The following is a 16,058-nucleotide window of genomic DNA, read 5'->3' on the forward strand; positions in this document are numbered from 1 at the left end:
AAGACTGGGTGGCGGAGAGGGAGGGATTCGAACCCCCGGAGCCGTTAGGCTCACCTGATTTCGAGTCAGGCCGGTTAAACCAAACTCCCGAACCTCTCCGCGACAGACGAGCATCGATGTTTGCTCCTGCGCAGTCAAGCTGAAACCGGGACGATGACTGCTGTGCTGACGATTTTCCGATCATATCGGAATTTGCTAGCGTTGATTAGATTCGCGAGCGAGCCGAGGAGCCCTTTTTTATGCCATCGAATTCAATTGCCCACCGAATCCCGACTTCTTTCGATACCACCTTCCAGCGCTACTACGCAGTCGAGGCGCCCGATTTGCGCCGGCTCTACGAGAATGCCAAGCGCGATCAGTGGAACGCGTCGACCGACGTCGACTGGACCTCCAACGTCGACCTCGAGCGCGGCATCTTTGCCGACGAGCTGGTCGATGGCCACGGCACTCCCACGCTCGACCGGCTCGAGCCGCGCGAGTTCCAGCGCCTCAACGTCGAGTTCTCATGCTGGCGGCTTTCGCAACTGCTCCACGGCGAGGAAGGCGCGATGCTCGCGTGCAGCCAGCTGGTCGACATGGTGCCGGGCAACGACGCGAAGTTCTTCCAGGCGACGCAGGTCGTCGACGAAGCGCGCCATGCCGAAGTGCTCAGCCGCTACCTGCTCGAGAAGTGTGACGGCAAGATTTATCCGATGACCGGCAACATCAAGAAGCTCTTCGACTACATCCTCGGCAACGGTAAATGGTTTATCAAAACCGTCGGCCTGCAACTTCTGGCCGAGACCTTCGCCGTGTCGCTGTTCCGGATGCTGGTGGAAACGGCGAAGGATCCGCTGCTGCGCGGAATCTGCAAACGAATCCTCGCCGATGAATCGCGGCACATGGGATTTTCGATCCTGAGCCTGCCCGACGAGATTCGCGGCCTCAACGCCGGTGATCTGCACGAGCTCGAGGATTTCACGCGCGAAGCTCTGGTGCTCGTGATGACCGGGCAGTTCCCGCGCGAAGCTTACGAAGCGATGGGCATGAGCGCAGCCGATATCGAAGCGATCCGCCAGGCGCGCAAGGAAATCGCGCTCGGCAGCGAGTACGCGCTGTTTCGCAAACTGTTCCGCCGCGAGATGCATCAGACCGTAGTCAGCAACATGCAGAAGGTCGGGCTGCTGAACGATCGCACGTCGGCCTTCATGCGCGAGATGGGAATCAACACCACGCTCGCCGCTGCCGCCTGAGATGGCGACCGCACCGAGTCGCAATCGCGACCGCGTGAACGGGCACGATTGGCGCCTGCAACTGGGCGCCAAACTGGTCGCCGCGGACGAGGCGGTTTCGCATATCAAATCGGGCGACCGCGTCTGTCTTTCGATTGCGCAACAGACGCCGTTCGAGCTCTGCCCCGCGCTCGCGGGACGCCTGATGGAATTGGAAAACGTCGTCGTCAATCACGGCGCCGCCGTGATGAACTGGGATTTGCCGGGGCTGGGCGAGCGCTTCCACCTCGAATCGATGTATCTCTCGCCGTACGACCGCGCGATTTACCATCGCGGCGCCGCCGACTTCACCCCGATCGTGTATTACCGTGCCGGGCATCTGCCTCCCGCGCTCGACAACTTCAACGTGTACCTGATGACCGTGTCGCCGCCCGACGAGCATGGCTACTGCAACTTCGGCGAAGCGCAGATCATGTCGAAGCTGCTCGCGCGCAATGCAAATCTGGTGATCGCGGAAATTGACAAGAACTCGATTCGAGTCGGCGGCGATAACTCGATTCATATTTCGGAAATCAATTATTTCGTCGAGCGCACAACGGAGCTGCCGGAGATCAATTTGCCGCAGCCCGGCGAAGAGGAAGCGCGAAATATCGCGACGGTCTGCGGAACGGTCGCCAAGGAACTGATCCCTGACCGCGCCACCATCCAAATCGGCGTCGGATCGATGTCCGGGATGCTGTGCAAGCATCTGCTCAATCATCATGAGCTCGGGATGCAGACCGAGATCATTCCGCTGCACACGGCGCAACTGGTTCAAGCGGGCGTGCTGACCGGCAAGCACAAGAAACTGTTTCCGGGATTGGTGGTCGGCGCCGGGTTTGCGCCGTTGACGCCGCGCGAGGAGCTGGATTACATCGACGGCAATCCCGCGTTCGCGCTCTACGACTTCAACACCACCGACGACATCCGCTTCGTCGCGCAGGAAGAAGGCCTCATCTCGGTCAACAATGCGATGGCGGTTGATCTCACCGGGCAGACCAACGGCGAATCGATCGGACCGCTGATGTACACCGGCACCGGCGGCCAAACCGCGTTCGTGGTGGCGGCTTGCCTGGCGGGCGGCAAGACCGTGATCGTAGTGCCGTCGAGCTCGATGGTGCAGGGCAAGCGAATCTCGCGGATCGTTCCGATGCTCGACGCGGGCAGCGTGGTGACGTCGCCCCGCGGCTTCGTTCATCACGTGGTGACCGAATACGGCATCGCGACGCTGAAAGGCAAATCGATCCGCCAGCGCATCGACGAGCTGGTGTCGATCGCGCATCCAGACTTCAGATCGGAACTGCGCACCGAAGCAAGGCACCTGTACAAAGTCTGAGCGGCTCACTCTCCCTTGCTGCGGCGATCTTACGAGATCGAGTAGGCGGTCGAGCGAGCCAGTAGAACCGGGTCGGCGGAGAGATCGATCCCGTTCTTCACGTTGGTGGGATCGAAGACCATGCGGCGATCGTCGACGTTCGGGTGGGTCAGGCTGAAAAATTCATCCAACCAGGCAGGCGTTCGGACGAGCCCCGGGGCGCGTGACGCCCGCGATGGGAGCTGCGTGACTGAAAGACTGGTTTCGTTTGACGATTTGATTGAAATCGTGGATGTATCGAGGCGAGTCAAGAAGAGCCATGAAGCTTCGCCATACAGCGCTCGCGCTGGTGGGCTGGTATTTGATGGTGCCGCCCGGACGACTCGCTACCGCCTACTACACGCCACTTTCGCAGTGGAAAGTGACAGGTATTTTCGACTCCGAGGTCGCCTGTAAGAAGACTCAGGCAGCGCATCAGGGTTTTTTATATGAGCGTCCCCCGATTCCATCCACGTGCATTGCCAGCGATGATCTGCGGCTCAAGGGAAAGTAGGCGGTCCGGCCTGGTCCGATTTCTGGGTCAGGTTGAAAAAGTTCATCGCACAGATGGGGAGGGTTTCTTTGACGATTTGATTGGAATCGTGGACGAATGGGAAGCTCAAGAGAAGTCAGCGTAAGCGGAAGGCGATTGTCTACGGACATCGCCCCATCGCTTTTCACGCTCATCATACTGCTCGTCAGCGAGGTATATTCTCCGTGGCAGCACAACGACAGTTGGATGGCAGAGCCTATATTGCTCGGCCTTCCCTTACTGGCGATTTGGCATATCGTTCTCGTGGTCCGGAGGCGTGGAGAGAGAACGGCGTTTTCGATGTATGCTGTGCTTAACCTTTCGGCCTATTGCTATTTGGGTCTGTACTGTTTGGAGCTTGTCACCGGTCATCTGACTTGGCCTTGAACGAGAATTTCAAACTGGGACGCTACCTACTTCTGGGTCAGGTTGAAAAGGTCATCCCGCAGTATTTTCGCTACTCGCGGCGGAAGGACAGCATGCCGACGAAGCCGGGGGGGCGCCATCCGGCGTTTGCGCATTTGTTGCAGACCGTGAACTGCTTGTGATGCCCGTCTTCGATGCCCGTTAGGGCGACAGCTACTTCCGTCGACACTGGCTTGTTGCATGCGATGCAAGTCGCAGTCAGTGCTTTGTTCTGCTTGGCCTTTTCACTGGGCATCGGGTTGGCACCAATCTCCGCAAGATAGCATGAACTAGGCGGGGAACACGATTCGGGCGTTCTCGCCGAGCAGTTTGCGCTGGCGGGCTGGGCTCAGATTCGAGATTGAATTTCGAATCTGATGCGGCGCTTCGAGGTTGGAATCGACGTGCGGGAAATCCGATCCCCATAGCACGCGATCCTCGCCGAGTAGATCCATCACCGCGCCGATGGTGCGCTCCTCAGGCTCCGCGACCACCCAGATGTTGCGGCGGAAGTAGTCCGACGGTTTCAATTTGGTCGGATAGGTCCAGCCGAGCAGCTCATACTTCTGATCCATGCGATCCATGATGTAGGGCGCCCATCCGCATCCGGCCTCGACGCAGAGGACCTTGAGGCGCGGGAAGCGATCGAACAAGCCGTCGGCCACCATCGTCATCGCGGCCGGCACCACCTGCGCGAATCCGCCGAGCGCGAATCCGAACACGGTGCGAAACTCGCCGGGCTGGTAGAACTGTCCGATAATTCCGGGCGCGCGGTTGAAGCGCACGATCACATGCAGGCAAGCGGGGATACCGGCGTCCTCGCACTCGCGCCAAATCGGATCGAAGTCGGGATGCGAGAAGCGCCGTCCGCCGACATTTTCCGGCGCGAGAAAAATCCCCTTGAAGCCCAGCTTTATACATCGCTTGAGCTCGACCAGCGCCGAATCCACGTCCTGCAACGCGATATGCGCGATCGGAATCACGCGGCTGCGCACAGGAGTCGCGAAGTCGTTGATCCAGTTGTTGTAGGCGCGCGCGTAAGCCGCCGCGAGCTCGTGGTCCGCGACGTCCCACAGAATCCCGACGGTGGGGAACAGCACGCCGGCGTTCACGCCCCATTGGTCGAGCAGTTTTACCCGAGCCGCGGGTAGGTAGCTCGCGGGCGGGCATCCGTCGAGGTAACCCAGCCGGCCCGGCACAAAGAGTTCCTGGCGCGGTTGATTTGCGCCGCCCAATCCCGCCAGCATCCCCTTCAGGAGCGGCTGATTGTCGACCATCAGGACCTCCAGCCCGTCAACCGGATCCTTGTCGATGCGGATGGCGCGGTCGCGGAATTTGGGCTCAAGGTATTTCTGCCAGAGGTCAGGCGGCTCCATCACATGCGAATCGCAATCGATGACAATCGAATCCGTAGCGTCCATTTCCCAAAATGTAACATGCTGACGGGCGCCGAAAGAACCGTCCCGCGGTACCGGAGGCTGATCGCGCGGCGCCGCGGTTTGGTGTAAGGAACTTAACATCGCGAGCAGCAAGGGAAATTTCGGCCGATCGTCAACGCAAAAGTTGATTCACTGAAAAAAAGGAACTTAACATCGCGAGCAGCAAGGGAAATTTCAGCCGATTGTCAACGCAAAAGCTGATTCGCTGAAAAAAGGGTTATATCCGATGTCGCTCAACGTCTATGCGTTCACGTGCGGGTGGCTCACGCTTCCGGCCGCGCTGCTGCTCGCGGGCGAAAAGGGCAGCCTCACCGTGCCCGTGCCTTCATATCTGATCGAGCATCCTAAGGGGCGCGCGATCTTCGACAGTGGCCTGCACGTCGATACGCAAACCGATCCGGATCGCCGGCTGGGACGGCTCTCGTCGTTTCATACGGTGGGATTCAAACCGGGCGAGGAGATCGCGGCGCGTCTCGAATCACTTGACGTGGCGCCGTCAAAGATCGATTTCATCATCAACTCGCATCTCCATTTCGATCACTGCGGCGGCAACGAGCAATTACCCAACGAGACCCTGCTGATTCAGCGCCGCGAATGGGAGGCCGGCCACAATGCCGAGCTGATCGACAGCGTCTATTACGATCCGCACGATTACGACCACGGGCACAAAGTGAAAATGGTCGACGGCGAGCACGACGTCTTCGGCGACGGCTCAGTCGTATGCATCCCGACTCACGGCCACACGCCGGGGCATCAGTCGATCCGCGTCCGAATCGGCAATGGCGAAGTCGTAATGACCGGCGACGCATGCTACCTGCAGCGTACGCTCGACAACTTCCATCTGCCGACGGCGATGTACGATCGCGATCAGATGCTCGAGTCGATACGGCGGCTGCGCGCGCTCCGCGACGGCGGCGCGATGATCATCACGGGTCACGACCCGGCTCTGTGGAAGACCATCCCGCAGGCGCCCAACCGCCTCGCAGCAGTGCGGCAGGCCTGACGCTCTAGCTTTTTTGACGTAACTACTGTTGAATTTCGATGCCCTGAGCACGTCTATTGGACTAGGCGGCCGCATACGGTCAGATGGCTCAATGCAGTGAAATAGGGTCGATGCTCAGCGCGGCCGGGGACGGTGAACTGGAGCCGCGCGACCTGCGCGAGGTTACGCATCATCTTGAGCAGTGCCCCTCGTGCACCGGCGAACTTTCCGACTACTCGAAGATCGGGCACGAACTCCGAGCGATGACGGTGATGCCGTCGCTCGAGGGGTTCACCAAATCCGTCCTCGATATAATCGCAAAGATTGTCGCTGTCGCGATTCTGGTGCTGGCGCTACAAGCCGGGATCGTCCGCACCGGCATCGTAAATCTCGTGCGCCCTCATCCGCAGACCGTCGCCAGCAGGCAACCCGCTCCGCCGGCCGCGGTTGCGCCAATCCGATTGGTCGATGTGCAAGTCGATTCGGCTTTCATCGGCGATGCGGCGTCGGGTCCTTTCAGTCACACCAACGGGCGTACGCAATCGGGCAAAATGATCGTTTTCAGCCTGCCGGGCGGGAAGACTCTACACGTCCAGCCGCGCGCAATCGACGGCGGCATGATCGCGATGGAGGTCGTCCTGTTCGACGGCAAACGGCCTACGATGACGGCCAACCTGAATCTCGAGAGCGGCGACACTTTTGCCGTCGGCGGAGAAAAGTACGGCGCGGGCACCCTGCTCATTCGGATTAGCCCGACTATTCATATCAGCCGGACCACAGCGTCCAACGTCGCGGCTCGCACTCGGCAAGCCTCGTAAAGTCGATCACTTACCGCCGGCGACCGAGCCGACAATCGCGATCGCAAACGCCACGGCGCCGATGAGGCACATCAACATGATCATCTGGGCGATCGAGTGCGCGGTCGTCTGCCGGCTATCCGAAATCGGCTGCTCGACGTGCGCCGAATGCGCCCCCGAATAGTATCCGCTGTGCGAGGTATAGTAGATGCCGGTGCCGGGGATTCCGATCGTCTTGCGAATTCCCTTGCTGCCGACAGTCACGTGCGCGCCGCGCATCCCGACTGTCAGGCTCGGACCTGACTTCGATAGGTTGACGGACAGTCCCGGAAAGATCGACACGCGCCGATAAAATCTGAAGTTCCCCATCGCCCGCCTCCTTCCCTACTCCCCGCCGCGGCGTGCGCGAAAAAATTCGCGCATCAACTCCGCGCACTCGGACTCCATCACGCCGCCGATCACTTCGAATCGATGGTTCAAGCGGCCGTCGCGACCGATATCGTACACTGAGCCGAGCGCACCCGCCTTGTCGTCGCGCGCACCGTAAACGATTCGCGCGATTCTCGCATTCAGCATCGCACCGACGCACATCACGCACGGCTCGAGCGTGACGTATAGAGACAGCGTCGTCAGCCGGTAGGTTTTGAGCGTCGACGCGGCCGCGCGAATTGCCAGGATTTCCGCATGCGCCGTCGGGTCGCCGAGCCCAATTGGCTGGTTGTGTCCCGCGCCGACGATTTGCCCGTGCGCCACCGCGACCGCGCCAACCGGGACTTCGCCCTCCGCCGCGGCGCGACGGGCTTCTGCCATAGCCTCGGCCATCAACGGCAAGTGTTCGGCGGTTTTCATCCATTTAGCAGATTGACATTGGCGAGGCCTCGCACCAAGATCGGCGATGGGAGTCGGCGGCATGAAAAAACTAATTACCATCGCGATTCTTGTAGCCTTCGCTGCGGCCAGCACCGCTTTCGCCGGTACTCGCGTGAATATAAAGGATAGCGAGGATGCCGCGGCGGAAGCCGACATGCATCGTCGCTACGATCATCCCAAGACTCAGGTCGTTCCTAACGACCAGCTCCAGGTTGTAGTCACGCGCGACGTGATTATGCATTCGTGCTGCATGCCGCCGAACCTCGTCGTCGCGGGTAAAATCACCAACACCAGCGACAAGCCGATCGATTACGTCCGCCTGCACTTTGCGTTCGAGGACAAGAACGGCAAAATCCTTCACGGCGAGAGCCTTTACAACCACCATGCCGAAAGCCTGGCGGACGATCCATACATCCAGAAAATTCTGAACGAGAAACCGCACTACGACCCGATCATGCCGGGCCAGAGCGACACCTTCGGTTTTTCGATTTCATGCACCGAGCTGCCGGTATTCTCGAAGGTCGAGCTGTTTTCGAACGACATCAAACAGTAGCGCGGTGTCCGGCTGATGCCTGACATCGGCGCAATCGAACCGACCGCGCTCAAGGCCCGCCTCGATCGGGGCGAGAATGTATTTGTCCTCGACGTGCGCGAAGCTTTCGAAATTTTCCTGGCGCCGTTTCCCGGCGCGAGTCATATCCCGATGGGCGACATCCCGTCACGCCTGACCGAGCTCGATCCTGATCGCGAGACCGTCGTCGTATGCCATCACGGCGTCCGCAGCGCGCAGGTCGCGATGTACCTGGCGCGGATGGGTTTCGAGCACGTGCTGAATCTTTCGGGCGGAATCGACGCGTGGTCGGAGGACGCGGACCCGTCGACGCCGCGCTACTAACGCGCGGGCCATCGCGCAATAATGCCGAATAGAAATCTCGCCGCGGGTGGAAATCTCGAAATGACTTACCTGGCAGCCGCAATCCAGATGAACGCCGGTCCCGACAAGGTGGCCAACCTCGAGCGCGCCGAACGCCTCGTCCGTGTCGGTGCGGCGCGCGGTGCGAACCTGGTCGCGCTGCCTGAGGTCTTCAACTGGCGCGGCAAGCGTAACGAGCAGGCGGCCGCGGCCGAGACGCTCGATGGTCAATCGCTGACGCTGATGTCGCGGCTGGCGCGTGAGCTGCAAATCCATATCGTCGCGGGATCGATCACCGAGCAGGTCGCCGGCGACGCGCGAGGCTACAACGCGTCGGTGCTGATTGGCCCTGACGGCAAGCAAATCGCGGTGTATCGCAAGATTCATCTGTTCGACGTCGATCTTCCGGGCCGCGTGACGGTGCGCGAATCCGACGCGAAGCTCGCCGGCGCCGACGTCGTCACAGCAGCAACTCTGCTCGGCGCGATCGGACTCAGTATCTGTTACGACCTGCGCTTCCCGGAACTCTATCGCCGGCTGACTTTTGCCGGCGCGCAAATTCTGTCGGTGCCGAGCGCGTTCACATTCCCTACCGGTGAGGCGCATTGGGAGCCGCTGATTCGTGCCCGCGCGATCGAGAATCAAGCGTACGTAATCGCACCCGCGCAGTTCGGTCCGAATATCTACGGCTACAGCAATTACGGCAATTCGATGATCGTCGATCCATGGGGACGCGTGCTCGCGCGCGCCGCGGACCAGGAAGGTGTCGTCGTCGCGCCAATCGATCTCGAATACCAGGACCGTGTGCGGCGCGAGCTGCCGGCCTTGAAACACGCGCGTTTAAAGGGGGAGTGACAGCATGAACCAGCTCGCAATCCTAACCGCCGCACTCGCTCTTTCGATCAGTGCACCTGCGTTCGCTCACGACCTGGGCGATCTCGAGGGCGACAATTCGCCCAACTCGATGGGCATTCGGATGTGCACGGGTCCGCACATGACGGTGACGCAGTCGCGTCCGCAAACGCCGCAGGACGTCGAACGCGCGCATGACGTGATTGACACGCTGCGCCGCGCGCTCGCCAAGTACCGCGACTCGCGGGTGGCGTTGGCCGAGGGCTACCAGATTTTTCTGCCGACCGTTCCGCAGGAGGTTTACCATTTTACCGACTACTCCGCCGCGCAGCAGGAATATATGGGTCATTTCGATCCGAGATTTCCCGGCTCCCTGCTCTACGTCAAAAATTCCGCCGGTGACTACGTCCTGATCGGCGCGATGTATAGCGCGCCCGCCGACGCCACTCCCGACGAGCTCGACACGCTCATCCCGCTGAGCGTCGCGCACTGGCACGCTCACACCAACATCTGCCTGCCGAACGGCATCACGCTCAACGACGTCCTGCGCGGCGACGTAGGCGCGTCGCGTATCGATGAGCCGGGCATGCTCCCGGTGTCGTCAAGCGCGGCCGCGCCCGCAATCAATCAACAGTTAGGTTTCCTGGCCGACGGGCGCTTCGGTTTCACCGGCAAAATCTCCGACGCCTCGACCTGCGAAGCCGCCGGCGGCCACCTGCTCAAGCAGGCATTCGGCTGGATGGTCCACGTCTACCCGTTCAACGGCGACGACCTGAAAGTAGCCTTCGGCATGAGTGTCCCGAAGGCGCCCACGAATTGAGGCCGCGACCTACTGTCGCTTTTTATCCGGCTCCGTTCCGTCGCCTTCAAATCCGGTTCCCGTTCCCGCTCGGGAAGGGGAACAAGATAGAAAAGCGTCTTCACCTTGACGCCGCATGCGTGCGCGGGTTAAGCACTGTCGCATCGACAGACCTGCGGTTCGTGACTCCTCGCTCTATCACGGTTAGTATCTCTTACGCCCAAACGCGCGCGCTTGAAGGATTTTCGCTATGGCTGATGGACCGCTGGTTGGCTTTCGCGTCCTCGATCTGACCGCCGTAATTTCGGGGCCATTCTGCACGCAGTTGCTCGGCGACCTCGGCGCCGACGTTATCAAGATCGAACCGCCCGAAGGCGACTCGATGCGCCGCAACGTCGGTCCGCAGCGTGGCGGCCTGACCGCGGCCTTCCTGAACTTCAACCGCAACAAACGCAGCATTGTGATCGATATCAAAAAGGAGCACGGCCGCGACCTCGTCCGCCGCCTCGCAGTGAAGGCCGATGCTATGGTCGAGAACAATCGCCCCGGCGTCGCCGACCGCCTCGGCATCGGCTATGCCGACATTCGCCGCGCCAATCCCAAGGTCGTCTACTGCTCGATCTGCGGCTTCCCGCCGAAGGGCCGCCTCGCGAATTTTCCCGCCTACGACCCCGTCATCCAGGGCTACTCCGGCATGGCGTATGTTCAGGGCCTCAAAGCGGGCCAGCCGACCGCGGTCAAGATGGCGCTGGCGGATAAAGTGAGCGGGATGACCGCGGCGCTCGCCGTCGTGAGCGCATTGCATGCGGCGCGCGCCCGCGGCGTCGGTCAGTACATCAAGGTTCCGATGCTCGAGGCGATGATGGCGTTCACCGCCAACGATTCGATTTACGGCTACACGCTGCTGCCGGAGGACGAGTTCAAGCATCTGGCGCCCAAGAGCACCACGCTCGATCCTTTCAAGACGAAGGACGGATGGCTCACGATCGCGCCGTTCACCGACGCGCAGTCAAAGCGGCTGGCCGAGGCGGTAGGGCATCCTGAGTTTTGGCCTGAGACAACAGATCGCGCCGAGCGCGGACGCAATTTCATGCGCGGCCTTGCGAAGCTGTTTCCTGAAAAGAACACCGCCGAATGGCTTCCGGTGCTCGAGGCTGCCGACATCCCATGCGGCCCGGTCCACAACTACGAAACTCTCCTGCAGGATCCGGAAATCGTCGAGAACGAAAGCTTCTCGGTTTACGACCATCCCAGCGCAGGCCAGGTGCGCACCGTGAGTCCCGGCGCACGCTTCTCGGAAACCCCGATGAAGATGTGGCGCGTCCCGCCCAAACTCGGCGAGCATACCGACGAAGTTCTGCGCGAAGCCGGAATCGAGCGCAGCCAGGTAGATGAACTGCGCGCCGCGAAAGTGATCGTCTAGGCGGAGAAGAGAGAAAGAACTTAATTGTAATGTGAAACCCGCCGTGGGTTTCACGCTTCCTTGGGCAGGGGTGACCCCTGCACCCAGTATTAATCGCAAAATGGCGAGGACGCCATTTTGCTCTGTGGTTCTTTTTCGTGTGTCATTCAGAGCGAAGCGAAGAATCCCGGCTCTTTCTTCGCCTCGCCCCCAGTGGGGAAGACCCGCCGACGCGCGTCCGCGGGCGGCGGGATAGGGACTTAATCTCTGGATATTCGGTGTATCCGTATCCATTAGTCCCCACGCGCGTACACCTATTCATGCATTCGAGTTGCGCAGTAAACATGTAGTTACCTCGAAGGGGTCGCACCCTGAGCCGTGAAGAATCCATCCGCAACTTATGTCGCGATCCTGCTTTTGCTCATAGCGCTTTGCGCATCGCCTTCCGTCCTCGCACAGACGCGCGACGCTCAATCGCGGCCGCCTCCGAGCACCGCCGAAATTATTAAGGACCTGCAAAGCTCCGACCCCGCCGATCGCGAAAAAGCGGAAAAAGCCGCGTTGGCCATCAAGCCGCTGCCGATGCTTCTCGTGCCAGCCCTGCTGAATGCCTGTAGAGGCCTTTCAACCGCAAATGGCGTCGATCTGAACGCACCTCCCGGCTCTGAACCGCCAAGGTGCAACACCGGATACGTGGTTCAAGCGCTGCAGAATGCGGGCACGCAAGTGCTCCCACAGCTGCTCGTCGCGCTCGACGACAATGACGAATCCGTGAGACAGCTTGCGGCTGACACCTTGTTGGGACTCGCACACGATTCGCCGGCAGCATGGCCGGCGGTGATCACCGCGATGGCGAATACTCACTATGAGATCCCCCCAAGAATCGCAGGTTTTCTCCCCGACAAAGTCGGCGCCCCGATTGCACCCTTGCTGGTGCGTAGCCTCAACGACAGCAAACCAAGGATCCGCGGCGGCAGCGCCATGGCCCTGTCCTGGCTTCTGGAAAGGTATGGCAATCCCAACGCTCCCAACGACTACGTCGAACCGCCCTCTGCGCTGAACAGGTATGGCCTCACCCTCAGCGGCGCTGTGCTGGACATCGCGAAAGTCTTGAACAGTCTTGAGCCGGATCAGCGTGCCCAAACCATTCAAGGCCTGGCCGGAATCGGACCGCCGGCCAAAGGCGCGATACCTTACGTGCCGCCGATGTTCAAAGATCACAATCCGAGCGTACGCTGGTCGGCCGTATATTTTTTCGGTGCCATGGGACAAGCCGGCAAGGTGGCTATGCCCGATGTAATCCGGAGCCTCAAGGATCCCGACAAGGGGGTACGCCTTCGGGCTATGGCATTTTTGGAAAGTTGCGGGCCCGCTGCCAAAGATGCAGTGCCGGATCTGGCGATCGCACTCAAGAGCACTGATACCGATACCATCGAACAAGCATCTCTCGCGCTGGCGAGCATCGACCCGAGTCAGGAGGGAATTCTGCCTGGCGTAATGTTGACGCTCAACGACCCGAACCATCCGGAAGACAGGGCTAATGCATTCAAAGCCCTGACCAACCTTGGGAGTCGCGCGAAGCCTGCCGCCCCTGCGCTCGTGCATCTGATTGCTACCGATCTTGATTCGGAAAATTCGGACGACAAGGCCCTGACCGCAATGCGGCTGTGATCGCGCTCGCGCACGTTGACGGCGCTGACGCGATCCCGGAATTGGCGCACGTCGCGAGCACCGACAAGGTCGATGACGTGCGAATCGCCGCACTCAACGCGCTGGGCGCGTTGGGGCCAGGCAATCCTCGCGCGATTTCGGCGTTGATAGACGCGTTGAATAACGACTCCGACGCCGTCCGCGACGCCGCCAGCGAGGCGCTCAGCAAGCTGGGCACCGGCGCCGTTCCCCCATTGATCACAGCGTTGAAGAGCACGCATCTCTACCAGCGTGCATGGGCCGTCCAGGCGCTCGGCGGAATCAAGCTGATGCCGGACGAGGCTCGGCATGCGCTGAAGCTCGCGCTCAATGACAAGAGCGAGATTGTCAGGACCGCAGCGCAGGCTGCGCTCGATGGCAGCAAGGTGGACGCGAGCGCCGTCATCGAAGATAAGCAAATAGACGAGAACCTCGATATTGACGATCCGGCAACGACGGATCACGACCTCGCTTCGTTCGTAGCTGGCACGGCCGCACCGGACGCGCGCATTTACACCAAGGCGGAAATCGTCGCCGCGATCCCGCCCGACGAAAACCATCAGTATCCGACGGAGCTGAAGTATTCAGTGCCGATTGGCGAATTCCTCGCGACGGTCGATGCCGCCAATGAAGGGGTCGATCGCCTGGCGGTCTGGAAGAAAATCGGCGACGACAAGTATCAGCGGCTGTTTGTCCAGGAAACGAGCAGCGAGAATCATTTCGAAAAGCCCGAGGTCTTCTCGTCCAAGGTGACGGTGACTGGTCAGGGCAAGGATCGCTACGTGACGGCTCTATTTCTCAACCTGCCATTGCACCGCACTTGGGGAGACGGCGAAGGTATCGATGACAACGTCTTTGTGCTCGACCACGACGGACTGCGGCCCGTCAAGATTGCAGATGCCGAGGAGGACTCGAAGCAACTACGGAACGGCGAGACTGTTTGGAATGGTGCGCTTGGCGATGCTTTCAAGGACAACGACCTGGAGTTCGGCTTCCCGGTTTGGCCGAACGAAGCAGCATGCCATGCCTGCGTGGGTCCATTCGACGTGAACGGCACTTATAAAATCGTCAAGGAAATGCACTACGACGCGCAGAAAAAAGATTGGGTCGCGAACTGGAAGATGGTCGTCGATACCGCCAAGCGCGTGCGGAGGTCGGACAACTAGCGTTTGCGGCGGACAAGACTAAGCGGTGGCGAATGGAGCTTTGCTCCTTTCGCCACCGCTTTAACCTAACTGCTGTCTAACCGAGTAGAGTCGGTTACTTCGTCACTGACGTCGAGAAGGCCGCTTCGAGGCGCGATACTGCGTCGTTCGCGCGGCGGACCGCGTCCTCAGCCTGGCTGGCTGCAGCGTCGGACTGGGCAGCGGCTTGCGCAGCCTGATTGGCCGAAGCTTCCGCCGCGTTGGCCGAGGCTTCCGCCTTGGTCGCATCCGCCTGCGCGCGGTCAGTGGCGTTGTTGATTGTCTTCATGTCAGGGCCGCACGCGGCAACGAGCGCTGTCACGGCCACGACACCTAGTACCTTCAGGGTTGTCTTCATGCGAACTCTATCCTCCAGTGGTTCAGGTCAAACAGCCGGTCCCGCCGCACAATTAAACCGATCCGAAAAGGCAGGGCGGGACGAGTAATCCCGCCAATAGTTACAAAACCTGTTTACGAACGCAAGGCAACAGAACCGCAAGGGTTCTGTTCGGAACATTGCGCGCGCTACACTATTAGCAGACTTGAATCGAGCGTGATTGACAGACAAAACTTTCAGCAGTTATCGTTCAAGCGTCGGTCAAACAACGTTGATCAAATCGATAAAGCGCGGTGCGCTTTCCTGAAAAAAACAGCTTCTAGCGAGGTCCGGTTGCGAGATGGCGACGACGATCACGAGCGAATGTATCAACTGCGGTGCGTGCGAGCCCGAATGTCCGAACACTGCGATTTATGCGGGCGGAGTGCCTTGGGAACTTAACGGCACGCCGGGCGCCGCAATCGCGCAAGATATTTATTACATCGTACCGTCGAAGTGCACCGAATGCGTCGGCTTCCACGACCATGAAGCGTGCGCCGCGGTATGCCCGGTCGATTGCTGCATCCCCGATCCTGCCAATCTCGAAACCGAAGGCGTCCTGCTCCAGCGCGCCCGTGAACTGCATCCCGAAACTACGTTCCCCGACGATGCGCCGTCGCGCTTTCGCAAAGAGGGCGGAGCACCCGCGCCCGCCGCGGGTGGCGCGGACGCGGCCACCAATGGCGCGCCAGTCGCGGCCAAAGCTGCGGCAGCCCCGGCCGCAGCACCCAAGCCTGCACCGGCTCCTGCAGCGGCCGCGCCGGCGGCACCGGTCGCGGCGGCGGGACTTGCGATGATGCATCTGCCGAAAGACATCGGCGCATTGCCCGGCCCGGTCGGCGAGAAACATTTTCCCGGCGAGCTCGATGCTGATTTCGACACCGTGCTCGCATCAGTTGACGCGTCACCGATTCGCACTGCGCCTGCGCCCGTGATGGTCGCGTTTCGGCTCGGCGAGCCGGTGCTCGGCGCGATGCCCGACGGAGTAAAGGCAGACCTCGAGCATGCGGTCGGTAGCACCGCAGGATTTTCGAGACAGCGCTCGACCGCGCTCAACATGATCCTCAACCTGATCCTTTATCCCGCTCTGCTGACGGCGTTCGCGGTCGCTGTGCGCGGCGACCGGCTTTTTTCGCAAAGCACCGGCGGATGGATCATGCTCGGCGTATTGATTGCCGCGGGCGAGGCCGCGTGGCGCCTGCGCGAGGGCGTGA

General features: G+C 60.6%; 18 protein-coding genes, 1 tRNA gene and 1 pseudogene. 13 read left to right on the plus strand and 7 right to left on the minus strand.

The annotated features are described in order from the left end of the window. Window positions 1-9: 9 nt before the first annotated feature. Window positions 10-99: transfer RNA gene (locus WB650_RS22250), tRNA-Ser, on the minus strand. A 140-nt stretch (window positions 100-239) separates the two neighbouring features. On the opposite strand from WB650_RS22250, the gene WB650_RS22255 reads away from it, so the two are divergent. After that, window positions 240-1,232 (plus strand): ferritin-like domain-containing protein, encoded by a 993-nt coding sequence (locus WB650_RS22255; RefSeq protein ID WP_422303019.1) that lies wholly within the window; start codon window positions 240-242, stop codon window positions 1,230-1,232. 1 nt (window position 1,233) lies between these two features. Then, window positions 1,234-2,586, plus strand: a complete 1,353-nt coding sequence (locus WB650_RS22260) for an acetyl-CoA hydrolase/transferase family protein (RefSeq protein ID WP_422303020.1) — start codon at window positions 1,234-1,236, stop codon at window positions 2,584-2,586. A gap of 29 nt (window positions 2,587-2,615) precedes the next feature. Here the strand turns inward: WB650_RS22260 and WB650_RS22265 are convergent, their stop codons facing one another. Continuing rightward, window positions 2,616-2,756 carry a hypothetical protein gene (locus WB650_RS22265; RefSeq protein ID WP_422303021.1) on the minus strand — a complete coding sequence of 47 codons (141 nt, stop codon included), beginning with the start codon at window positions 2,754-2,756 and terminating at the stop codon, window positions 2,616-2,618. 128 nt (window positions 2,757-2,884) lie between these two features. Between WB650_RS22265 and WB650_RS22270 the strand changes: the two genes are divergently transcribed. Continuing rightward, window positions 2,885-3,118 (plus strand): hypothetical protein, encoded by a 234-nt coding sequence (locus WB650_RS22270; RefSeq protein WP_422303022.1) that lies wholly within the window; start codon window positions 2,885-2,887, stop codon window positions 3,116-3,118. A 475-nt stretch (window positions 3,119-3,593) separates the two neighbouring features. Here the strand turns inward: WB650_RS22270 and WB650_RS22275 are convergent, their stop codons facing one another. Together WB650_RS22275 and WB650_RS22280 are read right to left on the minus strand one after the other, a co-directional pair. Continuing rightward, window positions 3,594-3,797 (minus strand): hypothetical protein, encoded by a 204-nt coding sequence (locus WB650_RS22275; protein ID WP_422303023.1) that lies wholly within the window; start codon window positions 3,795-3,797, stop codon window positions 3,594-3,596. A 34-nt stretch (window positions 3,798-3,831) separates the two neighbouring features. Beyond that, window positions 3,832-4,962, minus strand: coding sequence for an amidohydrolase family protein (locus WB650_RS22280; RefSeq protein WP_423962093.1), 1,131 nt, complete (start codon window positions 4,960-4,962; stop codon window positions 3,832-3,834). A 244-nt stretch (window positions 4,963-5,206) separates the two neighbouring features. On the opposite strand from WB650_RS22280, the gene WB650_RS22285 reads away from it, so the two are divergent. Both WB650_RS22285 and WB650_RS22290 read left to right on the plus strand, forming a co-directional pair. Then, window positions 5,207-5,983 carry an N-acyl homoserine lactonase family protein gene (locus tag WB650_RS22285; protein ID WP_423962094.1) on the plus strand — a complete coding sequence of 259 codons (777 nt, stop codon included), beginning with the start codon at window positions 5,207-5,209 and terminating at the stop codon, window positions 5,981-5,983. Window positions 5,984-6,066: 83 nt separating this feature from the next. After that, the gene (locus WB650_RS22290; protein WP_422303877.1) at window positions 6,067-6,780 is read left to right on the plus strand and encodes a zf-HC2 domain-containing protein; all 714 of its coding nucleotides are present in this window, start codon (window positions 6,067-6,069) and stop codon (window positions 6,778-6,780) included. Window positions 6,781-6,786: 6 nt separating this feature from the next. Here the strand turns inward: WB650_RS22290 and WB650_RS22295 are convergent, their stop codons facing one another. Together WB650_RS22295 and tadA are read right to left on the minus strand one after the other, a co-directional pair. Beyond that, complete coding sequence (locus WB650_RS22295; protein ID WP_422303876.1) at window positions 6,787-7,128, minus strand: DUF4236 domain-containing protein; 342 nt, start codon at window positions 7,126-7,128, stop codon at window positions 6,787-6,789. Between the two features lie 15 nt (window positions 7,129-7,143). Next, window positions 7,144-7,608 carry a tRNA adenosine(34) deaminase TadA gene (gene tadA, locus WB650_RS22300; RefSeq protein WP_422303875.1) on the minus strand — a complete coding sequence of 155 codons (465 nt, stop codon included), beginning with the start codon at window positions 7,606-7,608 and terminating at the stop codon, window positions 7,144-7,146. Between the two features lie 61 nt (window positions 7,609-7,669). Between tadA and WB650_RS22305 the strand changes: the two genes are divergently transcribed. From WB650_RS22305 to WB650_RS22335, 7 genes are all read left to right on the plus strand, one after another. Next, a complete protein-coding gene (locus tag WB650_RS22305; protein ID WP_422303874.1) occupies window positions 7,670-8,182 on the plus strand; it encodes an FxLYD domain-containing protein in 513 nt (170 codons plus the stop codon). Window positions 8,183-8,197: 15 nt separating this feature from the next. After that, window positions 8,198-8,524, plus strand: coding sequence for a rhodanese-like domain-containing protein (locus WB650_RS22310; protein ID WP_422303873.1), 327 nt, complete (start codon window positions 8,198-8,200; stop codon window positions 8,522-8,524). A gap of 21 nt (window positions 8,525-8,545) precedes the next feature. Further along, window positions 8,546-9,397: a carbon-nitrogen hydrolase family protein gene (locus WB650_RS22315; protein WP_422303872.1), complete on the plus strand. Its 852-nt coding sequence runs from the start codon at window positions 8,546-8,548 to the stop codon at window positions 9,395-9,397. Between the two features lie 4 nt (window positions 9,398-9,401). Then, window positions 9,402-10,214, plus strand: a complete 813-nt coding sequence (locus WB650_RS22320; RefSeq protein WP_423962097.1) for a hypothetical protein — start codon at window positions 9,402-9,404, stop codon at window positions 10,212-10,214. Window positions 10,215-10,443: 229 nt separating this feature from the next. Beyond that, window positions 10,444-11,616, plus strand: coding sequence for a CaiB/BaiF CoA transferase family protein (locus WB650_RS22325; RefSeq protein WP_422292154.1), 1,173 nt, complete (start codon window positions 10,444-10,446; stop codon window positions 11,614-11,616). Window positions 11,617-12,156: 540 nt separating this feature from the next. Further along, complete coding sequence (locus WB650_RS22330) at window positions 12,157-13,266, plus strand: HEAT repeat domain-containing protein (RefSeq protein WP_422303833.1); 1,110 nt, start codon at window positions 12,157-12,159, stop codon at window positions 13,264-13,266. Then, the gene (locus WB650_RS22335) at window positions 13,263-14,450 is read left to right on the plus strand and encodes a HEAT repeat domain-containing protein (protein WP_423962100.1); all 1,188 of its coding nucleotides are present in this window, start codon (window positions 13,263-13,265) and stop codon (window positions 14,448-14,450) included. Before WB650_RS22330 ends, WB650_RS22335 begins: the two co-directional genes overlap by 4 nt. Before the next feature lie 94 nt (window positions 14,451-14,544). Here WB650_RS22335 and WB650_RS22340 read toward each other — a convergent pair whose 3' ends face one another. Continuing rightward, entirely contained in the window at window positions 14,545-14,826 is a 282-nt protein-coding gene (locus WB650_RS22340) for a hypothetical protein (protein ID WP_422292152.1), read from the minus strand. 319 nt (window positions 14,827-15,145) lie between these two features. Between WB650_RS22340 and WB650_RS22345 the strand changes: the two are divergent. Further along, window positions 15,146-15,436, plus strand: a pseudogene (locus WB650_RS22345) (YfhL family 4Fe-4S dicluster ferredoxin); the annotation flags it as partial. Window positions 15,437-16,058 lie beyond the last annotated feature (622 nt).

The organism is Binatus sp. (SeqCode), from assembly GCF_049584895.1.
In the GTDB taxonomy this organism is placed as follows: domain Bacteria; phylum Desulfobacterota; class Binatia; order Binatales; family Binataceae; genus Binatus.